Origin of the sequence: Herbiconiux gentiana, from assembly GCF_024978135.1 — a bacterium.
GTDB classification, from domain to species: Bacteria; Actinomycetota; Actinomycetes; order Actinomycetales; family Microbacteriaceae; genus Herbiconiux; species Herbiconiux gentiana.
The window spans coordinates 100878-122228 of the sequence record NZ_JANTEZ010000005.1 but is presented as its reverse complement, the minus strand read 5'-3'; the positions used below and the strand labels follow the sequence as shown (position 1 = coordinate 122228).

The 21351-nt window shown below is 72.2% G+C and carries 19 protein-coding genes; 14 read left to right on the top strand and 5 right to left on the bottom strand.

Annotated elements, in window-relative coordinates; translation table 11 throughout:
- Nucleotides 1-13 precede the first annotated feature (13 nt).
- From NVV95_RS13495 to NVV95_RS13460, 8 genes are all read left to right on the top strand, one after another.
- Nucleotides 14-1270 carry an MFS transporter gene (locus NVV95_RS13495; protein WP_259487075.1) on the top strand — a complete coding sequence of 419 codons (1257 nt, stop codon included), beginning with the start codon at nt 14-16 and terminating at the stop codon, nt 1268-1270.
- Between the two features lie 129 nt (nt 1271-1399).
- Entirely contained in the window at nt 1400-3559 is a 2160-nt protein-coding gene (locus NVV95_RS13490) for an acyl-CoA dehydrogenase family protein (protein ID WP_259487074.1), read from the top strand.
- A 118-nt stretch (nt 3560-3677) separates the two neighbouring features.
- Nucleotides 3678-4643: an ABC transporter ATP-binding protein gene (locus NVV95_RS13485; protein WP_259487073.1), complete on the top strand. Its 966-nt coding sequence runs from the start codon at nt 3678-3680 to the stop codon at nt 4641-4643.
- A complete protein-coding gene (locus NVV95_RS13480; protein WP_259487072.1) occupies nt 4640-5476 on the top strand; it encodes an ABC transporter permease in 837 nt (278 codons plus the stop codon). Before NVV95_RS13485 ends, NVV95_RS13480 begins: the two co-directional genes overlap by 4 nt.
- A 2-nt stretch (nt 5477-5478) precedes the next feature.
- Entirely contained in the window at nt 5479-6906 is a 1428-nt protein-coding gene (locus NVV95_RS13475; RefSeq protein WP_259487071.1) for a sensor histidine kinase, read from the top strand.
- Nucleotides 6903-7607 carry a response regulator gene (locus tag NVV95_RS13470; protein WP_259487070.1) on the top strand — a complete coding sequence of 235 codons (705 nt, stop codon included), beginning with the start codon at nt 6903-6905 and terminating at the stop codon, nt 7605-7607. Before NVV95_RS13475 ends, NVV95_RS13470 begins: the two co-directional genes overlap by 4 nt.
- 110 nt (nt 7608-7717) lie before the next feature.
- Nucleotides 7718-8641, top strand: coding sequence for an endo alpha-1,4 polygalactosaminidase (locus tag NVV95_RS13465; protein ID WP_259487069.1), 924 nt, complete (start codon nt 7718-7720; stop codon nt 8639-8641).
- 121 nt (nt 8642-8762) lie between these two features.
- Nucleotides 8763-9458: an HAD family hydrolase gene (locus NVV95_RS13460; RefSeq protein WP_259487068.1), complete on the top strand. Its 696-nt coding sequence runs from the start codon at nt 8763-8765 to the stop codon at nt 9456-9458.
- On the opposite strand, the gene NVV95_RS13455 is transcribed toward NVV95_RS13460, so the two are convergent.
- Nucleotides 9437-10207: a DUF2510 domain-containing protein gene (locus NVV95_RS13455; protein ID WP_259487067.1), complete on the bottom strand. Its 771-nt coding sequence runs from the start codon at nt 10205-10207 to the stop codon at nt 9437-9439. The genes NVV95_RS13460 and NVV95_RS13455 overlap by 22 nt on opposite strands.
- A gap of 53 nt (nt 10208-10260) precedes the next feature.
- Here NVV95_RS13455 and NVV95_RS13450 point away from each other — a divergent pair, with 53 nt between their 5' ends.
- The 5 genes from NVV95_RS13450 (at nt 10261) to mtnB (ending at nt 15201) form a co-directional block, all read left to right on the top strand.
- Complete coding sequence (locus NVV95_RS13450; protein ID WP_259487066.1) at nt 10261-11337, top strand: aminotransferase class V-fold PLP-dependent enzyme; 1077 nt, start codon at nt 10261-10263, stop codon at nt 11335-11337.
- Nucleotides 11338-11412: 75 nt separating this feature from the next.
- The gene (locus tag NVV95_RS13445; RefSeq protein WP_259487065.1) at nt 11413-12552 is read left to right on the top strand and encodes a translation initiation factor eIF-2B alpha/beta/delta subunit family protein; all 1140 of its coding nucleotides are present in this window, start codon (nt 11413-11415) and stop codon (nt 12550-12552) included.
- The gene (locus NVV95_RS13440; protein ID WP_259487064.1) at nt 12549-13715 is read left to right on the top strand and encodes a phosphotransferase; all 1167 of its coding nucleotides are present in this window, start codon (nt 12549-12551) and stop codon (nt 13713-13715) included. Before NVV95_RS13445 ends, NVV95_RS13440 begins: the two co-directional genes overlap by 4 nt.
- Before the next feature lie 62 nt (nt 13716-13777).
- A complete protein-coding gene (mtnC, locus tag NVV95_RS13435) occupies nt 13778-14527 on the top strand; it encodes an acireductone synthase (protein ID WP_259487063.1) in 750 nt (249 codons plus the stop codon).
- Nucleotides 14524-15201: a methylthioribulose 1-phosphate dehydratase gene (mtnB, locus tag NVV95_RS13430; RefSeq protein WP_259487062.1), complete on the top strand. Its 678-nt coding sequence runs from the start codon at nt 14524-14526 to the stop codon at nt 15199-15201. Before mtnC ends, mtnB begins: the two co-directional genes overlap by 4 nt.
- A gap of 89 nt (nt 15202-15290) precedes the next feature.
- Here the strand turns inward: mtnB and NVV95_RS13425 are convergent, their stop codons facing one another.
- A complete protein-coding gene (locus NVV95_RS13425; RefSeq protein ID WP_310796082.1) occupies nt 15291-15884 on the bottom strand; it encodes a helix-turn-helix transcriptional regulator in 594 nt (197 codons plus the stop codon).
- A gap of 202 nt (nt 15885-16086) precedes the next feature.
- On the opposite strand from NVV95_RS13425, the gene NVV95_RS13420 reads away from it, so the two are divergent.
- Entirely contained in the window at nt 16087-16365 is a 279-nt protein-coding gene (locus NVV95_RS13420) for a GlsB/YeaQ/YmgE family stress response membrane protein (protein WP_259487060.1), read from the top strand.
- A 106-nt stretch (nt 16366-16471) separates the two neighbouring features.
- Here NVV95_RS13420 and NVV95_RS13415 read toward each other — a convergent pair whose 3' ends face one another.
- The 3 genes from NVV95_RS13415 to mtnK all read right to left on the bottom strand — a co-directional run bounded on the left by NVV95_RS13415 (nt 16472) and on the right by mtnK (nt 21328).
- Nucleotides 16472-17446 carry an aminotransferase class IV gene (locus NVV95_RS13415; RefSeq protein WP_259487059.1) on the bottom strand — a complete coding sequence of 325 codons (975 nt, stop codon included), beginning with the start codon at nt 17444-17446 and terminating at the stop codon, nt 16472-16474.
- 194 nt (nt 17447-17640) lie between these two features.
- A complete protein-coding gene (locus NVV95_RS13410; RefSeq protein ID WP_259487058.1) occupies nt 17641-19875 on the bottom strand; it encodes a cell wall-binding repeat-containing protein in 2235 nt (744 codons plus the stop codon).
- Between the two features lie 211 nt (nt 19876-20086).
- Nucleotides 20087-21328 (bottom strand): S-methyl-5-thioribose kinase, encoded by a 1242-nt coding sequence (gene mtnK, locus NVV95_RS13405; protein ID WP_259487057.1) that lies wholly within the window; start codon nt 21326-21328, stop codon nt 20087-20089.
- Nucleotides 21329-21351 lie beyond the last annotated feature (23 nt).

Below are 21351 nucleotides of genomic sequence, written 5' to 3'. Positions count from 1 at the left end.
CTACTCTGACGACATGACGACAGCAGCGCGCCTCGGGCGCCGGGGCACGTTCTGGGCGGCGACCACGGTGCTGGCGCTGTGCCTGTGGTCCAGCGGAGCGGCCAGCGTGCTCTACCCGAGCTACGCCGCGGAGTGGTCGCTGCCTCCCGTGGTGACGACGTCGGTGTTCGGCGCCTACCCGCTCGCCCTGCTGATCGTGCTGCTGCTCTTCGGCGGCATCAGCGACGCGATCGGCCGCCGCCGCGCCATGCTGCTCGGCATCGCGCTGCTGGCGGTCGCCGCCCTCGTCTTCGCGGCCGCCCCGAACGTCGGCTTCCTCTTCGCGGGCCGCGTGCTGCAGGGCATCGGCACCGGCTTCGCCCTCGGTGCCGCCAGTGCGGCGCTCGTCGAGCACAACCCCTGGCCGAACCCCCGCCGCGCGAGCTCGATGACGACCGTCGCGACCTCCACCGGGCTCACCCTCGCCCTGGTGGTCTCGGGGCTCCTGGCGCAGTACGCCCCGCTCCCGCTGGTGCTCGGCTTCGTGGTGCTGTTCGCGCTGGCGCTCCTGGCCTTCCTGGCCGTGCTGCTGACCCCCGACGACCGTCCCGCCTCGGCACCGGGTCAGGATGCGCGGTCCGCCCTCCGCCCGCAGGCCCTCCGTCTGCCGCGGGGCATCGCCCTCGCCTTCGCGGCCGCCACCCTCTCCGTCGCCACCGCCTACAGCGTCGGCGCGATCTTCCTCTCCCTCGGCGCGCAGATGGCGCGGGAGCTCACGGGCACCACCGACCTGCTCGTCGTGGGCGCCCTGCTCGGCATCTCGTCGGCGACCATCGGCGTCACGGCGCTGCTGCTCGGCCGGGTGCCCGCCCTGACCTCGATCGTGCTCGGCGGCGTCGTGTCGCTCGCCGGCCTCGGCCTGATGGCGGCGGCGGCCTCGTCGGGGTCGCTGCCCCTCTTCTTCGCCTGGTGCGTGGTCGGCGGCATCGGCTACTCGTTCGCCTTCACCGGTGGCCTCGGCCTCGCGAACCGTGCGGCCCCGGCCGGGCACCGCGGCGCGGTGCTGTCGCTGCTCTACCTCTTTTCGTACCTGCTCCAGGCGCTCACCGCCGTCGGCGCGGGGGCGGCGGCGACCGCCCTCGGCCTCGCGACCGCCGTCGACCTCGCGGCCCCGGCGCTGGCGGTGCTCGCCCTGGCGACCATCGTGCTGGTGGTCGTCGAGCGGATGCGCGGCCGCTCCGTCTCGCCGGCCGACCCGGCCGCTTTGTCTGCCTCGGTGGGTGGATCCTGAGAACGACTGTGGGATGTCCACAGTGGGTCGCGCGGCCGCTCGGCCCCCGTTTGTAGGCCCGTCACCGGCCGTTTCGCCCTCGCGACCCCTCCTCGTACCGTGTGATCAGCCACGACGACGAGGATGACGATGACGAACACGATCGACCACACGCAGGGCATCGACAAGAAGGCCGACACCGACGCCGCCCGCATCGACAGCGAGCTCGACGCCTCGGCCCGTCTGCCCAAGCGCTCCACCGGCAGCGGCGTGGTGGTCGCCCGCACCGACGTCGAGTGGCTCGGCCGCTACCTCCTCGGCAGCTGGGCCGAGGTGAGGCTGGCCGCGCGTGAGCTCACCGCCCGCCCCGAGATGCAGCGCATCGAGGGCCAGAGCCTCGACGAGCACCGCGAGCGCGTCTTCGGGCAGCTGAAGCTCCTCGTCGAGGACGGGCAGGTGCATCGCGCGTTCCCGAAGTCCGTCGGCGGCGAGGACGACCACGGCGGCAACATCGCGGGCTTCGAAGAGCTCGTCACCGCCGACCCGAGCCTGCAGATCAAGTCGGGGGTGCAGTGGGGGCTGTTCGGTGCCGCCGTGCTGCACCTCGGCACCGAGTACCACCACCGCACCTTCCTCCCGGGCATCATGAGCCTCGAGGTGCCCGGCGCCTTCGCCATGACCGAGACCGGGCACGGGTCCGACGTGGCCGCCATCGGCACCACCGCCACCTTCGACGAGGCCACCGGTGAGTTCGTGCTCGACACCCCGTTCCGCGGCGCCTGGAAGGACTACCTCGGCAACGCCGCGAAGCACGGCATCGCCGCCGTGGTGTTCGCGCAGCTCGTCACCAAGAACGTCAACCACGGGGTGCACGCGTTCTACGTGCCGATCCGCGATGCGGCGACCGGGGAGTTCCTGCCCGGCATCGGCGGCGAGGACGACGGCCTGAAGGGCGGGCTGAACGGCATCGACAACGGCCGGCTCCACTTCGACGGCGTGCGCATCCCGCGCAGCAACCTGCTGAACCGCTACGGCGACGTCAGCGCCGACGGCGAGTACTCCAGCAGCATCGCGAGCCCCGGCCGCCGGTTCTTCACCATGCTCGGCACGCTGGTGCAGGGTCGCGTCTCGCTCGACGGCGCCTCGGTGGCCGCCGCGAAGATCGCCCTCACGGTCGCGGTGACCTACGGCAACCAGCGCCGCCAGTTCACCGCGGGCAGCGACACCGACGAGGAGGTGCTGCTCGACTACCAGCTGCACCAGAAGCGCCTGATGCCCCGGCTCGCCACGACCTACGCCGCCAGCTTCGCCCACGAGAAACTGCTGACGAAGTTCGACGAGGTGTTCTCGGGTGTCGCCGACACCGACGAGGGTCGGCAGGACCTCGAGACCCTCGCCGCGGCGCTTAAGCCGCTCAGCACCTGGCACGCGCTCGACACCCTGCAGGAGGCGCGCGAGGCCTGCGGCGGCGCCGGCTTCCTCGCCGAGAACCGCCTGGTGGGACTGCGGGCCGACCTCGACGTCTACGCCACCTTCGAGGGCGACAACCACGTGCTGCTGCAGCTCGTGGCCAAGCGCCTGCTGAGCGACTACAGCCGGCGCTTCGCCAAGGCCGACTTCGGCGTGCTGGCCCGCTACGTCGTCGAGCAGGCCGCCGGTCGCACGGTCAACGGCTCGGGCCTCCGCTCCTTCGCGCAGACCGTCGCCGACCTCGGTTCGACCGCCCGCTCCGTCGGTCAGCTGCGCGACTCGGCCGCCCAGCGTCAGCTGCTCACCGACCGCGTCGAGACGATGGTCGGCGAGGTCGCCGGCAAGCTGCGTCCGGCCGTCAAGCTGTCGAAGAAGGATGCGGCCGACCTGTTCAACCTGCACCAGTCGGAGATCATCGAGGCCGCCCGGGCGCACGCCGAGCTGCTGCAGTGGGAGGCCTTCACCGAGGCGATCGAGGGTGTCGACGGCACCGCGCCCGAAGGCCTCGACGACGGCACCCGCGTGGTGCTCACCTGGCTGCGCGACCTGTTCGGTCTGGGCCTCATCGAGAAGCACCTGGCCTGGTACCTGATCAACGGGCGGCTCTCGCCGAGCCGCGCCCGCGCCGTCGGCCTCTACACCGAGCGGCTCTCCGCCCGTCTGCGTCCGCACGCGCAAGACCTCGTGTCGGCCTTCGGCTACGGCCCCGAGCACGTCCGCGCGTCGATCTCGAGCGGCGCCGAGAAGGCCAGGCAGAGCGAGGCGCGCGAGTACTACCGCGCCGCCCGCGCCGCCGGCACGCTTCCGGTCGAGGAGAAGAAGCTGGGCACGACGAAGTAGCTCGTACCCCGGTACCAGACGATCGGCACCGGGGTCCGATGAGGGGCGCGACGGGCATCCGTAGCGTGGAATCGGCGCAGAGAGCGCACGAACCACGAGCACAGGAGCACGAGAGCCCATGATCGAAGCCACCTCGCTGACCAAGCGCTACGGCGCCAGAACCGCGGTCGACGCCATCGACTTCACCGTGCGACCGGGGCAGGTGACCGGCTTCCTCGGCCCGAACGGCGCCGGCAAGTCGACCACCATGCGCATGATCGTCGGACTCGACCGGCCGAGCGCCGGCCGGGTCACGGTGAACGGCCGGCCCTACGCCGAGCACCGGGCGCCGCTCCGCGAGGTGGGTGCCCTGCTCGACGCCAAGGCGGTGCACACCGGCCGTTCGGCGCGCAATCACCTGCGCGCCATCGCGGCGACCCACGGCATCCCCGCGCGCCGGGTCGACGAGGTGATCGGGCTGACCGGGCTCGAGAGCGTCGCCCGCAAGCGGGTGGGTGGCTTCTCGCTCGGCATGGGCCAGCGTCTCGGCATCGCGGCGGCCCTGCTCGGCGACCCGGCCACCCTCATCCTCGACGAGCCGGTCAACGGCCTCGACCCCGAGGGTGTGCTCTGGGTGCGCGGCTTCGCGCGGCAGCTCGCGGCCGAGGGGCGCACCGTGCTGCTGTCGAGCCACCTGATGAGCGAGATGGCCCTGACCGCCGACCACATCATCGTGCTCGGCAAGGGCCGTGTGGTGGCGAACGCCCCGGTCGGCGACCTCCTCGGCTCGACCGGCAGCTTCGTGCGCGTGCGCAGCCCCCGCGTCGACGAGCTCGCCCGGCGGCTCGGCCAGCCGGATGTCACGGTCACGAGCGTCGACGCCACCACCCTCGAGGTGCGGGGCGTGGGAGCCGAGGTGATCGGCGAGGTCGCGGCGGGGCTCGGCGTGCCGTTGCACGAGCTCACCCTGGTGCAGGGCTCGCTCGAGGACGCCTACCTGTCGCTCACCCGCGACGAGGTCGAGTACCGCACCGGCGCCGTGACCGGTGCCGACGCCGCCGGCCGTGCCGGTGCCACCGCGGTCTCCGAGGAGGTGGCCCGATGAGCGCCGCCACGACCGCCCCCGCCAGCGCGCGGGCCACCCTCCAGCCGGTTCCGGATGCGCGGCTGCGCTTCACCGGCATCCTCCGCAGCGAGTGGATCAAGCTGACGACCCTGCGCTCCACCCTCTGGGCCTACGCCATCCTGACCGTGCTGCAGGTCGCGATGGGCGCGCTGCTCGTGATGACCCAGACCGACGCCATGGCGGCGGGTGCCGCCGCCGATCCGGCTGCGGCCGCCCATGCGGCCGTGCAGATCTCGACCCTCGGCGTGCTGTTCAACCAGCTCGTCATCTCGGTGCTCGGGGTGCTCCTCATCTCGGGCGAGTACGGCACCGGGCAGATCCGGTCGAGCCTCACGGCGGTGCCGACGCGGCTGCCGGTGCTCTGGGCGAAGGCCCTGGTCTTCGCGGTGACGAGCTTCGTGGTCGGACTCGTCGCCGTGTTCGCCGCCTACGCGGTGACCTGGCCGATGCTCCAGACGAAGGGCATCACGAGCAGCCTCGGCGACGTCGACGTCTGGCCCCACCTGGTGGGGGCCGCCGGCTACCTCGCCCTGATCGGGCTGGTCGCCTTCTTCCTCGGCGCGCTGCTGCGGCACACCGCCGGCGGCATCGCCGCGGCGGTCGGGCTGCTGCTCGTCGTGCCCTCGGTGATCTCGTTCATCGGCGCCGAGTGGGCGAGGGTGCTCTCCGACTGGCTGCCCGGATCGGTGGGTCAGACGCTGTTCTTCGGCGGCGGGGTGTTCGAGCCGTGGCAGGCCGTGCTGGTTATGCTCGGGTGGATCGCCGTGGTCGCCGTGCCCGCGGCGATCCTGATGCGCCGGAGGGATGCCTGACAGTGACGACGACGGGGCCCCAGGGCCCGGGCATCCGCACCTCGGCGCCGGCGGCGCAGCCGTCGGGCGCCGAGGACCTGCGGCTGCCCAAGCCGCCGGGCTTCGTGCGCTCGTTCTTCAACCGGCACCCGTGGCTGCTCGACGGGCTGATCGCGGGCACCTACGCGGTGCCGATGGGGCTGTTCGCCCTCGTGGTCGCCGTGTCGGTGCTCTTCGGGCGGGTGTTCGGCGACGACCCGGTGTCGAGCAGTCCCCTGTATCCGGCGCTGCTGCTCTACGGGGCGGCGGCCGTGTCGGTGGCGCTGCTGTTCCGGCGGCACGTGCCGGTCATCACGGCGGCGATCTGCATCGCCGCGATGCTGCTGCCGTCGTCGAACGGCCCGCAGCTCGACGTCGCCCCGGTGCTGTTCGCGCTCTACGCGCTCGCCGTCTACCGCTCGGTGCGGGCGGCCTGGATCGGCACCGCCGCCGCGGCCGGCGTCGGGGTGCTGGCGACCGCGCTGCAGACCGGCGACGCCGTGCAGACGGTCGCGTTCGGGCTGCTGATCGCCTTCCTCGTGGTGATCGCGACGCTCGTGGGCATCACCTTCGGCAACCGGCGGCGCTACATCGACGCCCTGCTCGAGCGGGCGGCCCAGCTCGCCCGGGAACGCGACCAGCGGGCGCAGCTCGCCGTCGCCTCGGAGCGGGCGCGGATCGCGCGGGAGATGCACGACATCGTGGCGCACAGCCTCACGGTGATCGTGGCGCTGAGCGACGGGGCCGAGGCGAGCCTCGCCCGCTCGGGCACCGCTCCCGCCTCGGCCCAGGAGGCCGTGCGGCAGACCGGCGCGACGGCCCGCCGCGCCCTCACCGACATGCGCCGCTCGCTCGGGGTGCTCGCCGACGACGACGCTGCCGGGGTCACCGACGCGGCACCGCTCGCTCTGGCGCCCCAGCCGGGCGTCGCCGACCTGCCCGAGCTGATCGCCACCTTCCGGGCGGCCGGGCTGCCGGTGCGCTTCACCAGCGTGGGCGAGCCGCCCGCCGACACGGTGCTGCAGCTCACCGTCTACCGGATCGTGCAGGAGTCGCTCACCAATGCGCTGCGCTACGCGAGGGGCGTCGACCGGGTGGACGTCGAGCTGCGCTACGACTCGGCCGGGGTCTCGATCGCGGTGGTCGACGACGGGCTCGACCCGGCGCGCGGGGCCGCCTCGGAGGGCTCGGGCCGCGGGCTGATCGGGCTGCGGGAGCGCGTGCAGGTGCACGGCGGCCAGGTCAGCGCCGGGCCGCTCGGCACCCGAGGCTGGCGCGTGGCGGTGCGCCTCGGTGACCCGCCGCCGGCGGCCCGGCCCACGCCGGACACACCCGCGCCGGACGGCACCGCGCCAGACGGCCCCGCGCCGGATGCCGCCCCCACGACACCCCCTCAGGAAGGCTCCCCATGACCGACGCCCCCGCCCGCATCCGGGTGCTCCTCGTCGACGACCAGCAGCTCATCCGCCTCGGCATGCGCATGGTGATCGAGTCGTACGACGACCTCGACGTCGTGGGCGAGGCCGGCGACGGCCACGAGGCGATCGCCGCCACCGCCCGGCTCACCCCCGACGTCGTGCTGATGGACGTGCGGATGCCGGGCCTCGACGGCATCGAGGCCACCCGCGCCATCGTGGCGGCGAACCCCGCCAGCCGCATCATCATCCTCACCACCTTCGACCTCGACGAGTACGCCTTCGCCGGGCTCTCCGCGGGCGCCAGCGGCTTCCTGCTGAAGGACGCCCAGCCCGCCGAGCTCGTCGCCGCCATCCGCGCCGTCGCCTCGGGTGATGCCGCCGTCAGCCCGCGCGTCACCCGCGCCCTCCTCGAGCTGTTCGGCCCGCAGCTCCCGGTCGGTGGGGCGGATGCCCGTGCCGTCGCTCCCGGCGTGCCCTCCGCCCCGGCCGCCTCCCCGCTGCTCGCGACGCTCACCGAGCGCGAGCGCGAGGTGCTCGTCGCCATGGCGGAGGGGCTGACGAACTCCGAGATCGCCGCCCGCTTCTTCCTCTCGGAGTCGACCGTGAAGACCCACGTGGGCCGGGTGCTGATGAAGCTGGAGCTGCGCGACCGGGTGCAGGCGGTCATCTTCGCTTACGGCGCCGGGCTGGTCTGAGCATCCGACGAGGCGGCGCCCCCGCCCGCCCGAGCGACGGCCCGGGGCACACCATGCGCCATGGGGCCGCTTCCCATGGTGAGCGGGACCACCCCGGCTACGATCGGCTCGTGCCCCCTGCTCTCCGCCTCCGCGTCTCGGCGATCGCTCTGGTTGCCGCGACCGTGCTCGGGCTGAGCGCCTGCGCGGGCGGCACCGGGGGCGGCGGCGCCGAGCAGCCCGCGGCCGACGGCTCGACGAGCGCGAGCCCGACCCCCACCGCGACGCCGAGCCCCACCCCGACGGCCGTGGCCGACGCGGGGCCGGCCGCCCCGAGCATCCGCCCCCTGCCCGCCGACCCGGTGTTCGACTACCAGCTCGGTGGCGCCTACGCCCCGCCTGCCGGGGTGACCGTCGTGGTGCGGGACAGCACCGCGGCCCCGGAGGCGGGTCTCTACAACGTCTGCTACGTCAACGGCTTCCAGAGCCAGCCCGGCGAGAACTGGCCCGAGGTGCTGGTGCTGCGCGACGACGAGGGCGAGCCGGTCGCCGACCCGGGCTGGCCCGACGAGACCATCTTCGACATCACGACGCCCGACAACCGGGCGGCGATCGCCGACCGCCTCGCCGTGACGGTGGCCGGTTGCGCGGGCAGCGGCTTCGACGCGGTCGAGTTCGACAACCTCGACTCCTACACCCGTTCCGAGGGGGCGTTCGGGCTCGAGCAGGCGGCGCAGTTCGCGACCATGCTGGTCGACATCGCCCACGCCAACGGGCTCGCGGCCGGCCAGAAGAACACGCCGGAGCTCGGCGCCCGCGGCCGCACCCAGATCGGCTTCGACTTCGCCGTCGCCGAGGAGTGCCAGCGCTTCGCCGAGTGCGGCAGCTACACCGACGTCTACGGCGGCCAGGTGCTCGACATCGAGTACGCCGGACACCTCAGCGGCACCTGGGCCGAGGTCTGCGCCGATCCCGCCCGGCCCGTCGGCATCATCCTGCGCGACCGGCCGCTCGCTCCGGCGGGGGCCAAGGGGCACGTGTACGACCGCTGCTGACACGGGGTCTTCACCGTCCGTTCACCCGGGCGTCGGCGCGCATCACCGCGGGGCGTGGGCCGGGGCGTGCAGGATGAGGCGCAAGCGGTGGGGCGTGCGGTTCCCGCGGACGGGGGCGGGCGTGAGGGCGAGAAGCGGCGGGCGGGCATCCGGAGACCGGCCGGGCGGGGGGATCGACTCGTCACTCGTCGACACGATGCTGCTGTTCGACTGGAACGGCACCATCGTGATCGACTCCGACCACGCCCGGGCGGCGCTCACCACGGTGCTCGCCCGGCGGGGCCTGCGCACCCTGGGCGAGGCGGAGTTCGCGCTGCGCTTCCGCCTGCCGCTGGGGGAGCTGCTGGAGCGGCTCGGGGTCGAGCCCTCCGACGTGCCGGCGGCCGAGCAGGAGTGGACGAGGGCACTCGCCGAGTCCCGCACGCAGCTGCGCGGGGGCGCGGCCGAGTGCCTCCGCGCGCTCGCCGGTGCGGGGGCCTGGCTCGGCGTCGTATCGGGCGCCTCGCCCTCGGCGGTGCGTTTCGACCAGCGGGCGCTGCAGGTGCCGTCGGTCTGGAACTCGGTCGACACCGGGGTCGCTGACACGCTCGAGCTGCTGCTGCGGCACCGGGCCGTGCGCGACCGGGCGTTCTTCGTCGGCGACGACCCCGACGACCTGCGCTGCGCGTCGGCGGCCGGCTATCTGCCGGTGGGGGTGACGGATGCTCCCGCCGACGCCCCGGCCCTGCGCGCCGCCGGGGCGCTGCACGTCATCGGCGCCCTCGACGAGCTGACGGGCATCGTGACGGGAGGGCGTCAGCTCGTGAAGGAGCCGTAGCCCGTCGTGTTCATCAGGCCGACGGTGACGCTGACGATCCAGACCCCGACGCCGATGCTGATGAGGAGGGTCAGGGCCAGCAGGCCGATCGAGACCCACATCGGGGCGATACCCCGGCCCGAGCGGCGGCGCACGACGATCGAGCGGCCGATCGGGTAGACCGGCGCGGGGATGAAGGCGAACGCCCAGTGGAAGGGGCGGTCGAAGCCGCGGGCGAGCAGCCACTTGCGGTCGAAGAACGCCAGCACGACGCCGGCGCCGTAGATCAGCCAGCCGAACAGGGTGGCCGCCGACTGGGCGAGCAGCGCGGCCCCGGAGAGGCCGCCGTACATCGAGTAGCCCGAGCCGCCGGTCTCGAACTCGTAGCGGATCATGTCCTCGAAGCCGGTGAACGACAGGGGGAGCAGCAGCAGGCTGAGGGCGGGCAGCAGGGTGATGATCCAGATGAAGGGGCCGTAGACCGGGGTGCCCGGGTCGACACGCCGGGGCTCGGCGCCCGGGTGGGTGCCGTAGGCGGGGGCGGCGGGGTAGGCGTACTGGCCGGCGGCCGGCTGGTGCACGGCGGGCGCGTGCTGCGCGGTGGGCGCGGGCTGCGGGTGCGCGGGCTGCTGCGCGGCCGGCTGCACGTTCTCGCTCCAGCGCGAGCCGTCCCACCAGCGCAGGCCTCCCGAGCCCGCCGGGTCGTCGTACCAGCCTGCTGCCGTGCCGCCGTGTCCATCCGTCTGGCTCAACTGGGCCCCCTTCGTCATGCACAGCATAGGGGCCCCACCCGATCGTGCAGTGGGCGCAGCAGAATGGACGGGTGAATCCCGGCTACCTGAACCATGCGAGCTACGGGCCCCCGACGCCGGAGGTCGAATCGACCGTGCACCAGCTGCTCGCCGCCGCCCGGCGGGGCGAGCCGGCGGCGTCGCTGCACGCGGTCGACGAGCGGGCGCGGGCGGCCGTCGCGCGGGTGACCGGCTTCGCGCCCGAGGGCGTCGCGCTCAGCACGAGCACCTCGCAGGGCCTCATGACCGCCGCCGCCGGCCTGCGCGGCGAGGTGCTGGTGAGCCTCGACGAGTTCCCCGCCAACCTCTACCCGTGGCTGCGTGCCGAGCAGGCGGGCCGGATGCGCGTGCGCCCCCTCCCCGGATCGGGCTCTGCCGCGCCCCTGCACGTCACCGCCGAGCGGGTGGCCGATGCCCTCACTCCGTCCACCCGGGTGCTGGCGGTCAGCGCGGTCGACTTCCGCACCGGCTACCGGGCCGATCTCGGAGCGCTCCGAAAGGTGATCGGCCCCGACCGGCTGCTCGTGGTCGACGGCATCCAGAACCTCGGGGCCGCGCCCAACGACTGGACGGCGGCCGACGTGCTGGCCGTCGGCGGCCAGAAGTGGCTGCGGGCGGGCTGGGGCACCGGCTTCCTCGCGCTCTCGCCGCGCGGGCTCGACGAGGTCGCGCCCGTGCTCGGCGGGTGGACCGGGGTCGAGCACCCGGCGGCCTACGACGGGATCGAGCATCCGCTGCTGCCCGGCGCCGAGCGCTACTCGGTCACGAGCCTCTCGCCGTTCGCCACCGGGGCGTTCGCCACCGCCCTCGAGCAGTTCGAGGCGGCGGGGCCGGAGCGGGTGGCCGACGGGGTGCGGGCGGCCACCGCGAGCGTCATCGCCGCCATCGACGCCGCCGGGCTGGCGCTGCTGTCTCCCCGGGCGTCCGAGGAGCGGGCCGGCATCGTTGTCGCGGGCCTGCCCGAGGAGCGGGCCGCCGCTCTGCACACCCGGCTCGCCGCCGCCGGGGTGACGACGACGCTGCACCCGGGCGGGCGCATCCGCTTCTCGCCGCACGCGCACACCCCGGCCCAGACCCTCGCCGAGCTGCCCGCGCTCCTCGCCGCCTGACCGGGCGCGCGGGAGGGGGCGGGCGGTCGCGGTATTCTCGAGGGGCAGGCGACGAGACGGGCAGTGGGCAGCAGCATGACGAGCAGCACCGAGATCACCCCCGTGCTCGACGACTCCGTGCGGGTCGACGGCGGGGTCGCGCAGATCCTCGACCGGCGGGTGTTCCCGGAGACCGTGAGCTGGGTCGAGGCCGGAGACGCCGAGCAGGTGGCCGAGGCCATCCGCGCGATGGTCACGCAGAGCTCGGGCCCGCTGTTCGCGGCCTACGCCGGGCTCGAGCTGACCGCGCTGCAGGTGGCCGGTCTCCGGCCCGAGGCGGCGCGCGAGCGGATGCGCGTGGCGGGGCTCGCGCTCGAGACCGCCCGCCCCACCAACGGTCACCCCCGCGAGGCCGTGCACCGGGTGCTGGGCGACGTCGACGTGGCGCTGGCGGCGGCTCGCGCATCCGGAGCCGACGACGCCCGCGCCACCGCCGCGCTCGTCGAGGCCGCCGTCGAGAGCGCCCGGAGCGGCGCGCAGAGCTACCGCGACCGCAGCCGACGGCTCGGAGTCGCGACGGCGGAGCTGCTGCCCGACGGCGCGCGCATCCTGACCCACTGCTGGATGGACACCTACCTGATCGAATTCGTGCGCGCCGCCCGCCAGGCCGGCAAGCGCTTCGACTGGGTCGCCACCGAGACGCGCCCGTACCTGCAGGGCGCCAGACTGACCTCGCACACCCTCGCCGAGTTCGGCGAGCACGTCACGCTGATCACCGATGGCATGGGCGCCGCCGCGCTGGCGCCCGGCTCGACGCTCGGGCCGATCGACGCGCTCGTCACGGCGGCCGACCGGGTGTCGCTCGACGGCAGCGTCGTGAACAAGGTGGGCACGCTCGGCCTCGCGGTCGCCGCCTCGGCGTTCGGGGTGCCGTTCTACGCGCTGGTGCAGGCTCCGGATGCCCAGGCGCCCACGGCCGCCGACATCGTGGTGGAGGAGCGCGACCCCGCGGAGGTGCTGTACACGCTCGGGCGCCGCACGGCATCCGCTCTCGTGACCGACGCCTGGTACCCGGCGTTCGACGTGACGCCGGCGCGGTTCGTCAGCCGGATCGTCACCGACCGGGGGGCGTTCGAGCCGTCGCGGGTGGGGGAGTACTACGCGACGGGCGCTGCTGACGCAGGCGCGTCGTCGGCTGCGGCCGGGTCGGGCTCGATCGCCGGCGGTGCGCGATGAACGCGCCCTACGAGCTGCTCGTCGGGCGCGACGACGTGGTGGCCTACCTCGCGGGCGCCGGGCTGCTCGGGCGGGTCGCCGCCTCACCGGCCGAGGTGCGCGTCGACGAGGTGACCGCCGGCAACATGAACCGCGTCTTCATCGCCCGCGGCCCGCTCGGCAGCCTGGCCGTGAAGCAGGCCCCGCCGTGGGTGCAGGTCGTCGGGCCCGAGTGGCCGGTCGACCCGGGGCGCATCGCCTCGGAAGCCCGCACCTACGGGCTGCTCGCCGAGCGGGTGCCCGAGTCGATCCCTGTGATCGTGGCGTTCGACCCCGAGCGCTACGTGCTGGTGATGGAGGACCTCAGCGCCCTCGACGTGCTGCGCGACGCCCTCGTGCGCCAGGTCGTCTCGGGCGCCGACGCCGTCGGGATCGACTACGCGCAGCTGGGCGAGGTGGTCGGCCGCTTCGTCGGCGAACTGGCCGCCTCGACCTCCGTCTCGGCACTCGGCCCGGCCGCCCACGCCGAGCTCGTCGAGCTGGCCGCCAACCCCGAGCTCTGCCGCATGACGCTCGACGTCGTGCTCGACGAGCCCTACCGACAGCACGAGCACAACCACTGGCACCCGGCGCTCGACGAGCGCGTCGCCGCGCTCTACGTCGACGAGCGGATGCGCGGGGCCGTCGCCTCGATCCGGCACGACTTCGAGACGCGGCACGAGGCGCTGATCCACGGCGATCTGCACAGCGGATCGGTGATGATCGGGCGCCCCGCCGGAGCGCAGCGCGTGGTCGTGTTCGACCCCGAGTTCAGCTTCGTCGGCCCGATCGGCATGGACCTCGGGTTGTTCTGGGCGAACCTCGAGCTCGCCGCGATCGCCGCCGACGCCGTGGGGCAGCCGGCGCTCGCCGCGGCGCGCCGCTCGGCGATCGACACCAGCTGGGACGCGTTCGCCGAGGTCTGGGACGCGGCCGGCGCCTCCGCTCCCTCGCCGTCGCTGGCCGCCATCTCGCGCGACGCCTGGCGCTTCGCCGGGGTCGAGGGGATGCGCCGGGCGGTCGGCTTCTCGCACGCCGCCGACATCGAGTCGCTGCCCGGGGACGTGCTGGGCGAGGCGTCGATCCGTCTGTTCGACGCGGCCCGGCATCACGTGCTCACCGGCGAGGCGCTGCCCGCATCCTGAACCCCCGCCGTCGCGCCTGCGGCGCCCACCCACCCCCTGAACCCTGACGCGAAGGAACGACCGTGACGATCGAGAACCCGCCGGCCCCCACCCCCGACCCGCTGATGGTGACGGCACGCTGCCTCGTCGTCGACCTGGAGGGCACCACGAGTGCGGCCGGGTTCATCCTCGGCGACCTCTACGACTACGCCCGGCCCCGGCTCGCCGCCTGGATCGACGAGCACGCCGACGACGCGGCCATCGCCGAGGCGCGCTCGCAGGTCATCCGCGACGCCTCGCTGCCCGCCGACGCCACGACCGACGCCGTGGTCGCCGTGCTGCACGAGTGGATGGAGCAGGACGTCAAGGCGACGCCGCTCAAGACCATCCAGGGCCAGATCTGGGCCGAGGGCTTCGCACGCGACGAGATCTCGTCGCACTTCTTCGACGACGTCATCCCGAAGCTGCGGGACTGGCACGAGCACGGTGTCGCGCTCGCCGTGTTCTCGTCGGGATCGGTGGCCTCGCAGGTGCCGTGGTTCCGGCACTCGCCCTCGGGCGACCTGACGTCGCTGATCACCGACTACTTCGACACGATCAAGGCCGGGCCGAAGAAGGAGTCCGCGTCGTACGACGCGATCGCGTCCTCCCTCGGCATCCCGGCCGAGGAGCTGGTGTTCTTCACCGACAACCCCGGCGAGGTCGCGGCGGCGCTCGAGGCCGGCTGGCAGGTCGTCGCCTTCTCGCGCGAGGGGGAGCCGTTCTTCGAGGCGGACTTCGGCGCGGCGGCCGTCGTAGGGTCGTTCGACGAGGTGGAGGTCGTGGCGCCGTGAGTGGGGTCTCGCTGCCTGGCCTGAACGCTGAATCCCTGCGGACCGCCGGCGGTGCGCTCGCTGCCGAGTCGGCCCGGTTCGCGGCCCGCGGGTGGATGCCCGGGACCGCCGGCAATCTGTCGGTGACGCTCGATCGTTCTCCGCTGAGGCTCGCCGTGACGGCCTCGGGGCTCGACAAGGGGGAGCTCGGCGCCTCGGACATCGTGGTCGTGGACGAGCTCGGGGAGTGGGCCGCGGACCCGGTCTCGGCTTCTTTGACCACGTCGCTCGGCCTCGCGCGGAAGCCCTCCGCCGAGGCGGGGCTGCACGCCCGGATTGCGGCGGTGACCGGGGCGGGGGCCGGCATCCACGTGCACGCGCTCGCGGCGGTGCGGGCCGGCCACCGCTGGCCCGAGGGTGTCGAGCTCGAGGACCTCGAGATGCTGAAGGGCATCGGTCACTCCGCGCACGGGGAGCGGGTGGTCATCCCCGTCGTGCAGAACCACCAGGACATGCGGGTGCTCGGTGACGACTTCGAGCGCGTCTACCGCCCGGCCGCCGACGGTGTCGCGGAGGTGCCGGCGCTGATCGTCGCCTCGCACGGCATCTACGCCTGGGGCGCCGACCTGCGCCAGGCGCGCTGGCACCTCGAGCTCACCGAGGCGCTGCTGCAGATCGCGCTCGCGACCCGCTGACCCGCGCGCCCGGGGTCGCGCAAAGTCACCTTCGCGGGCTCCCAGAGCGGCTTTTGCGCGACCCGAGAGCCCTCAGACGAGGGCGCGAGTCAGGGGCCGCCGAGCCAGTGGTCGATGCGGTGGTGGTCGGGGGAGAAGCCGTGGGCGACACCCCAGAGCACGGCCTGGGTGCGGCTCGAGACCCCGATGCGGCGGTAGATCTCGCGGATGTACGACTTGATCGTGTTCACGCTGAGGTAGGTGAGCGCGGCGACCTCGGCGTTGCTCTTGCCCTGGGTGATCAGGGCGAGGATCTCGGACTCCCGCTCAGTGAACCCCTCGTGCCGGCCGGGCCAGTCGAGGCCGGGGGCGCTGCCGACCCGCTTGCTCGGCGGCTCGCTGACCACGCTCTCGCCCGCGTGCACCGCCTCGAGCGCGGCTACGAGCTCCCGCGCCGGCAGCGTCTTCGACAGGTACCCGTGAGTGCCCTGCGCGCGGGCGCTCTCGACGAGCTCGGGCTGGAAGTTCCAGGTGTAGACGACCACGCGCCGGGCCCGCGGGTTCTTCACCAGCCCGGCCAGCTCCTGCCGGTCGGACTCGGGCTGGGCGAAGGAGTCGTAGAGCACGATGTCGACCTCGTCGCTGAGCTCGGCGTTCGCGTCGATCTCGCAGATGACGATGCGGTCGCGGTACCGGTCGAACATGTGGGCGAGGCCCGTGAGCACCACGTCGTAGTCGTCGACGAGGGCCACACGGATGGGCTGCTTCGGCGTCTCGGTCACCTTCCTGAACCTACTCCCGCCTCGCCGTCGGAAGACCACCCCTAGGGGTGTCCCGGACCACCTCGCCGGGTGGTTCGCTGAACGGAGCCGCTCAGAACCGGGCGCACGAACGAAGGAAGACATCATGCTCGGACTCATCATCAGCCTTCTCGTCATCGGCCTCATCGCCGGTGCCCTGGCCCGCCTGATCGTTCCCGGTCGGCAGAACATCTCTATCCCCATGACCATCCTGCTGGGTGTCATCGGCTCGTTCGTCGGTGGCTTCCTCGGCTTCCTGATCTTCCAGCACGACCCGATGGACGGCTTCTTCCAGCCCGCCGGCATCATCGGCTCGATCATCGGCGCCATCATCGTGCTGCTGATCTGGACCCGCTTCGCCGGCCGCAGCACCGCGCGCCGCTAGTCGCGCATCGCACCACCGACACGGCCCTTCCCTCCGGGGGAGGGCCGTGTCGGCGTTCGTCGTTCGTTTTTTGCGGGCCGCGTCAGCCCCACTGCCGCGCCGGCCGTCAGGCGGGGAGGCCGAAGGCCTCCGCGAGCACGCCCGCGGTGAAGGGGGCGTCGACCGGCAGCGGCGCGCCGTCGACCGAGCGGATGGGCGCGAGCAGGCGTCCGCTCGAGCAGAGCCAGGCCGCGTCCGCGGTCGTCAGGTCGTCGGGCGTCAGCACGGCCTCCTCGGCCGTGAGCCCGCGGGCGCGCACGGTGTCGAAGAAGGCGGCCTGCGTGGTTCCGGCGAGGATGCCCAGGTCGGTGCGCGGCGTGCGGAACACGTCCCCGTGGCGCACCACCACGTTCGCCGTCGGGCCCTCCAGCAGCACGCCGTCGGTCGAGACGAACACCACGTCGTCGGCGTCGCGCCGGGCCGCCTCACGGAGGGCCGCCTTGTTCAGCGCGTACGACAGGGTCTTGGCGCCCTGCAGCAGCCACGGCGCGGTCTGCGCGATGTCGCTGCGGTAGCCGCGATCCAGCAGCACGACGCGCACGCCCTCACGCCGGGCGGCCGAGTGGTCGGCGCCCGAGAGCACCTGCACCCACCCGGTCGGCCCGTCGATGGTGTGGGCCGGTGTCTCGACTCCGCGGCTGTGGAACAGCTTCACGAGCAGCTCGGGCGCCGCCTCGTGCGCGGCGAGGGCCGCGTGGACCGCCTGCTCGAAGGCGTCGAGATCGGGCGCCGGAAGCTCGAGCAGCTCGGCCGAGTGCGCTAGGCGGGCGAGGTGGCGGGGCAGCTCGAGCAGCCGCCCGCCCACGACGCCGATCGACTCGAACACCCCGTCGCCGCGCGTCACGGCGAGGTCGGCGACGTTCACCACGGCCTCCGCCTGCGGCACGGGCTCGAGGGCAGGGGTGGGGGTCGGTTCCGGCGTCGCCGTCGGCGTAGTGGATCCCGGCTCCGGCGTCGCTTCGCGATCAGCGGATGCCCGCCCACCCCCTCTCGGCAGGAACACCACCACGTCGTCGTTCGTCACGGTCGTCGCGTCGGTCATGGTGGGGCTCCTCGGGTCGTGGGGGCCGCGCATCCGTTCGCGGGCCCCTCCCAGTCTCGCTTAGTGTGCCCCCTGCGGTGGCAGACGATCCGGCATGGGCTGGCCCGTCACACTGACGTGCACCGAACTGGCGAAAGACCCTGCCTGCTCTCGCATTCGGTACGCGAGCGACCACCAGTTATGATCTGCCCGCGTCAACGGGCGAGAAAGCCAGTGAGCTGGTCGAAGACACCCGCGGAGATTGCTGATGTCCCGCCGAGCACGACAATGTGTGTCGGCTGAAGACGCCGCAGCTCGCTCCTGATCGAATCCGGAATCGCCGTGGGTGTGACAAGCAGAACTGGCGCGCGTCGCTGGATCGCTGCAGCCGATCCCGATAGCGCATCGGGGAAAGTGACGCCCGAGGCGATGAAGACCGTGCGGGTGCCGACAGGGAACGCGGCCGACGCACCCGCGGACACATCGAATCGATCCTGGCCACCGATCCTGTTCACCGGAGCGATTGCTTGGAGCGCCGCGACAACTCCATCGGATACGGCGTTGGGGCCTCCGAGAACGGTGATCGTGTCTGGTGCCAAGCGCCGCAACTCGGCCGCGACCAGTGTCGGGAGACGATCTTTTCCGACGAGAAGGACGGGAGACTGACCAGCGGCAATCGCACCGGCCGAGAGTGCGTCCGGAAAAACCTCTCCTGACGCGACGAACGCTGTGGTCGGCCCATCCGACGCAACGACATCGAAAACGGTCTCCGAAACCTTCGCCGACACCTCGAAACGGTCGGCGCCCGAAATTCTACTAACCAGCGGCGAGTATGCCCCAAGCGCCTTCTCCACGTCTGAGTGGATAGCGCTGGTTCCGCCGGCTACGACAATCCGCTGCGGTTTTAGGCGCTGTAGCTCGATCGCGGTGGCGGTCGGAATGGAGTCGGGAGTGACCAGAAGGACCGGCCCGTGTTCTCTGCCTGCTGCCGCAGCACCCGAGAGCGCATCCGGGAAGGTGACACCGGATACGACATAAGCGACGGGGACCCCACTAGCGAAGGTGAGCTTGGAAATCGTGGCCGAGGTGCCAAAGCGATCTGCGCCGTCCATCCGCGTCAGGGTGGCGAAATTCGTACTCGCGACGTAGACCTGTCCCTTCGGCATTGTCGCCTCGGGCAGCAGATTGGTCGACTGGGAGCTGAAGACGACGACACCTCCGTTCGCCGTCGATGTCTCATATGAGTTGTCATCGCCGATCGCCTGCTCGCGGGGTGAACTGACAACGATGGTCGTACCTCGTCCCCTATCGAAGAGGTACACCTGGGATCGGTTGAAGGCCAAATCGGAACCCTGTGGCACAAGATCCCTCGCGTCCGAAATGTAAGACACTTGGCGCCCATCTGGAGAAATGGATGCCTTGCTACTGGTGCCGGTCGCTGCGGTGGTGCCGGAATTGTCTTTTGAAACAAGGCGGTTGAGATTCGCTTGCAGATCGCGAAGATAGATTTGGAAGCTTCCAGGTCGTGCGAGATCAGTGAGGTCCGTCGCCGCGCTCTCGAACGCGACGAATCGACCGTCGGCTGAGATCGACGGACTGCGCGATATTGAATTGCTGGCGCTCGAGCCGCTGCGGCTGACGCTCACTAGGTCGGTGTCGCCGACCATTGTGTCGCGTCGATAGATTTGCGGCAATCCAGCGGTCGGTGCCGCTGTTAACTCTCCGGCGGTTTCGAAAGCGATGAATCGACCGTCGAAGCTGATGGATGGACTGAATGAGTTGCTCGGCGAGCCCTGTGGTGATGGACTCTCAGTTATGCTGACCATCTGCGTCGTTGCGGAAATAAGGTCACGTTTGTAGATCTGGGCATTTCCGTTTGTCGGAGTGCTGACGAGGTTCGTGGCTGAGGTCACGAAGGCTACCGTGCGACCGTCTCCCGCAAGTTCGGCCTGACCGACGTCGTAGTTGGCAGCGGTCGGGGTTCGGCCGTCGGCCGTGCTCGCCAGAGAGATATCCCCACTCGACCGGGACCAAATCAACAGCTGCGCCGCCGTGGTCCCAGTCGGCGTCGGCGTCAGGTTGGTTGCGAAGGACCTGAACGAAACGATAGAGCCGTCGTCAGAGACATCAGGGGCGCTGGAATGTCCGTTTCCTGAATTCCCCCCGACGCTGCTGACCACTCGAGTCGTGCCATTCGCTCGGTCTTTCAGGTAGACCTGGGAATAAGGCGACGTGACTGACGCGATATTCGACGCGGCGCTGACGAAGACGACGAAGCGCCCGTCAGGAGATGTCGCAGCGGAAAACGCCGGGCTGTCCGCCGGGGACGAGTTGTCCGCCGCCCTGCTGACTAGTTCCACCCGCGCTAGTGGTGCTGTGCCGGCGGTTGCCGAGCCAGCTGCCGCTCCGGACCATCCCGTCACAACGATCGAAACACTCGCGGTGATCATTGCCAGCCGTCCAAGGCGCGATCGTCTTGACCGCAGTGTCAGAAGCTGTGAACGGCTGCTGGGCATAAGTTCTCGATTCATCAGTCTCGCGTCGTCCGAAAGGACAATCATTCCACGGAGATGAAGTTTTGTCACCTATGTCAGCCAGTGTCCAGATCGGATGCGTCATCTTGTCGACGCTTCCGATGCGCTGTGGTCCCGTTGCTGCGGGTCAGCGCGGGGTGCGGGAGGCGCGGAGGGTCGCGAGGGTCTCCGCCGCGAGGGCCTCGACGTCGGCGATGCCGTGGCGGGTGAGGGCGAGCGAGCGGCCGGCGCGCAGCACGCCGCGGGCCGCGCCCTCGCGCTCGGCGGCCGGCAGGGTCTCGATGTCGCTCGCCTTCGCGAAGCCCACGATCCGGCGGATCGCCTTGGCCGCCGCGAACACGGCCGCATCGTCGCGGATGCCCGCCAGCAGCTGCTCGAGCACCTCGTCGCCCCACACGCGCGGGTCGAGCCGCTCGGGCCAGAGCGCCCGGTACTCGTGCTCGAAGGCGGCCCACAGGCGGCCGGGCAAGGTGAGCACGAGCTCGGCGCGATCCGGTTCGCCGAGGGCCTCGGCGCGGGCCGCCGCGAGGATCAGGTTCGCCCAGAGGGCGCCGAGGTCGAAGCCCGTCGGGCCCACGAAGCCGAACTCGCTGTCGAACGCGCGCACGGAGGCCCGGGCATCCGGAACCCCGCCCTCGAAGCCGCCCGCCGGCCGTACGAACACCGACCCCGTGTGCAGGTCGCCGTGGATGAGCGACTGCGCGGTGGTCATGAAGCGGAACTTCGCGAGCCCCATCTCGCGCCGCAGCGCCCGGTCGGCGCGGAGGGCCGCCACGTCGGGATCGTTCGCCGGCAGCACCGCGTTGTGCGGGTGCTCGATGTACGGCTCGGTGAAGACGAGGTCCTCGGTGATCTGCGCGAGCTCGGGGTTCACGGCGCGCGTCACCAGGGCCTTGTGCTCGAGCGGGTCGAGACCGAGCGGCGAGGTGGCGAAGGCGGTGCGGGCGACGTAGCGCCCGATGGCGTCGGCCGCGTACTCGTGCACCCGCCCGGCGTTCAGCTCGTTGCGCCAGACGCGGTGGTCGGACAGGTTCTCGATCGCCAGCACGAAGTGCTCGTGGTCGAAGTCGTAGAGCGCGGGCACGTGCTCGGCGTCGGCGCGCTGGTGCGCCTCGAGCACGGTCGCCTCGCGGGCCGAGCGCTCACGGGTCATCGGCCACGACGGGTCGGTGCGCACGTGGGGCAGCGACTGCTTCAGAACGACGGATGCTCCGCCGGCGTCCTCGACGATGAAGACGAGGTTGAGGTTGCCGTCGCCGACCTCGCGCACCGACGCGATGCGGGCGGCGTCGACGACCCCGGCGAGAGCGCGGCGGCTCGCGAGGTAGGCGGCGACGGTGTCGGCGGTGAGCTGGGAGAAGTCGGGCATGGTGATCCTGGTCGGGCTGGGTG

Excerpts from the sequence above, each read along its gene's own strand:
- NVV95_RS13495 (WP_259487075.1), top strand. The coding sequence starts at position 14 with ATGACGACAGCAGCGCGCCTCGGGCGCCGGGGCACGTTCTGGGCGGCG.
- NVV95_RS13490 (WP_259487074.1), top strand. The coding sequence starts at position 1,400 with ATGACGAACACGATCGACCACACGCAGGGCATCGACAAGAAGGCCGAC.
- NVV95_RS13485 (WP_259487073.1), top strand. The coding sequence starts at position 3,678 with ATGATCGAAGCCACCTCGCTGACCAAGCGCTACGGCGCCAGAACCGCG.
- NVV95_RS13480 (WP_259487072.1), top strand. The coding sequence starts at position 4,640 with ATGAGCGCCGCCACGACCGCCCCCGCCAGCGCGCGGGCCACCCTCCAG.
- NVV95_RS13470 (WP_259487070.1), top strand. The coding sequence starts at position 6,903 with ATGACCGACGCCCCCGCCCGCATCCGGGTGCTCCTCGTCGACGACCAG.
- NVV95_RS13455 (WP_259487067.1), bottom strand. The coding sequence starts at position 10,207 with ATGACGAAGGGGGCCCAGTTGAGCCAGACGGATGGACACGGCGGCACG.
- NVV95_RS13445 (WP_259487065.1), top strand. The coding sequence starts at position 11,413 with ATGACGAGCAGCACCGAGATCACCCCCGTGCTCGACGACTCCGTGCGG.
- NVV95_RS13440 (WP_259487064.1), top strand. The coding sequence starts at position 12,549 with ATGAACGCGCCCTACGAGCTGCTCGTCGGGCGCGACGACGTGGTGGCC.
- NVV95_RS13425 (WP_310796082.1), bottom strand. The coding sequence starts at position 15,884 with ATGTTCGACCGGTACCGCGACCGCATCGTCATCTGCGAGATCGACGCG.
- NVV95_RS13420 (WP_259487060.1), top strand. The coding sequence starts at position 16,087 with ATGCTCGGACTCATCATCAGCCTTCTCGTCATCGGCCTCATCGCCGGT.
- NVV95_RS13415 (WP_259487059.1), bottom strand. The coding sequence starts at position 17,446 with ATGACCGACGCGACGACCGTGACGAACGACGACGTGGTGGTGTTCCTG.
- NVV95_RS13410 (WP_259487058.1), bottom strand. The coding sequence starts at position 19,875 with ATGATCACCGCGAGTGTTTCGATCGTTGTGACGGGATGGTCCGGAGCG.
- mtnK (WP_259487057.1), bottom strand. The coding sequence starts at position 21,328 with ATGCCCGACTTCTCCCAGCTCACCGCCGACACCGTCGCCGCCTACCTC.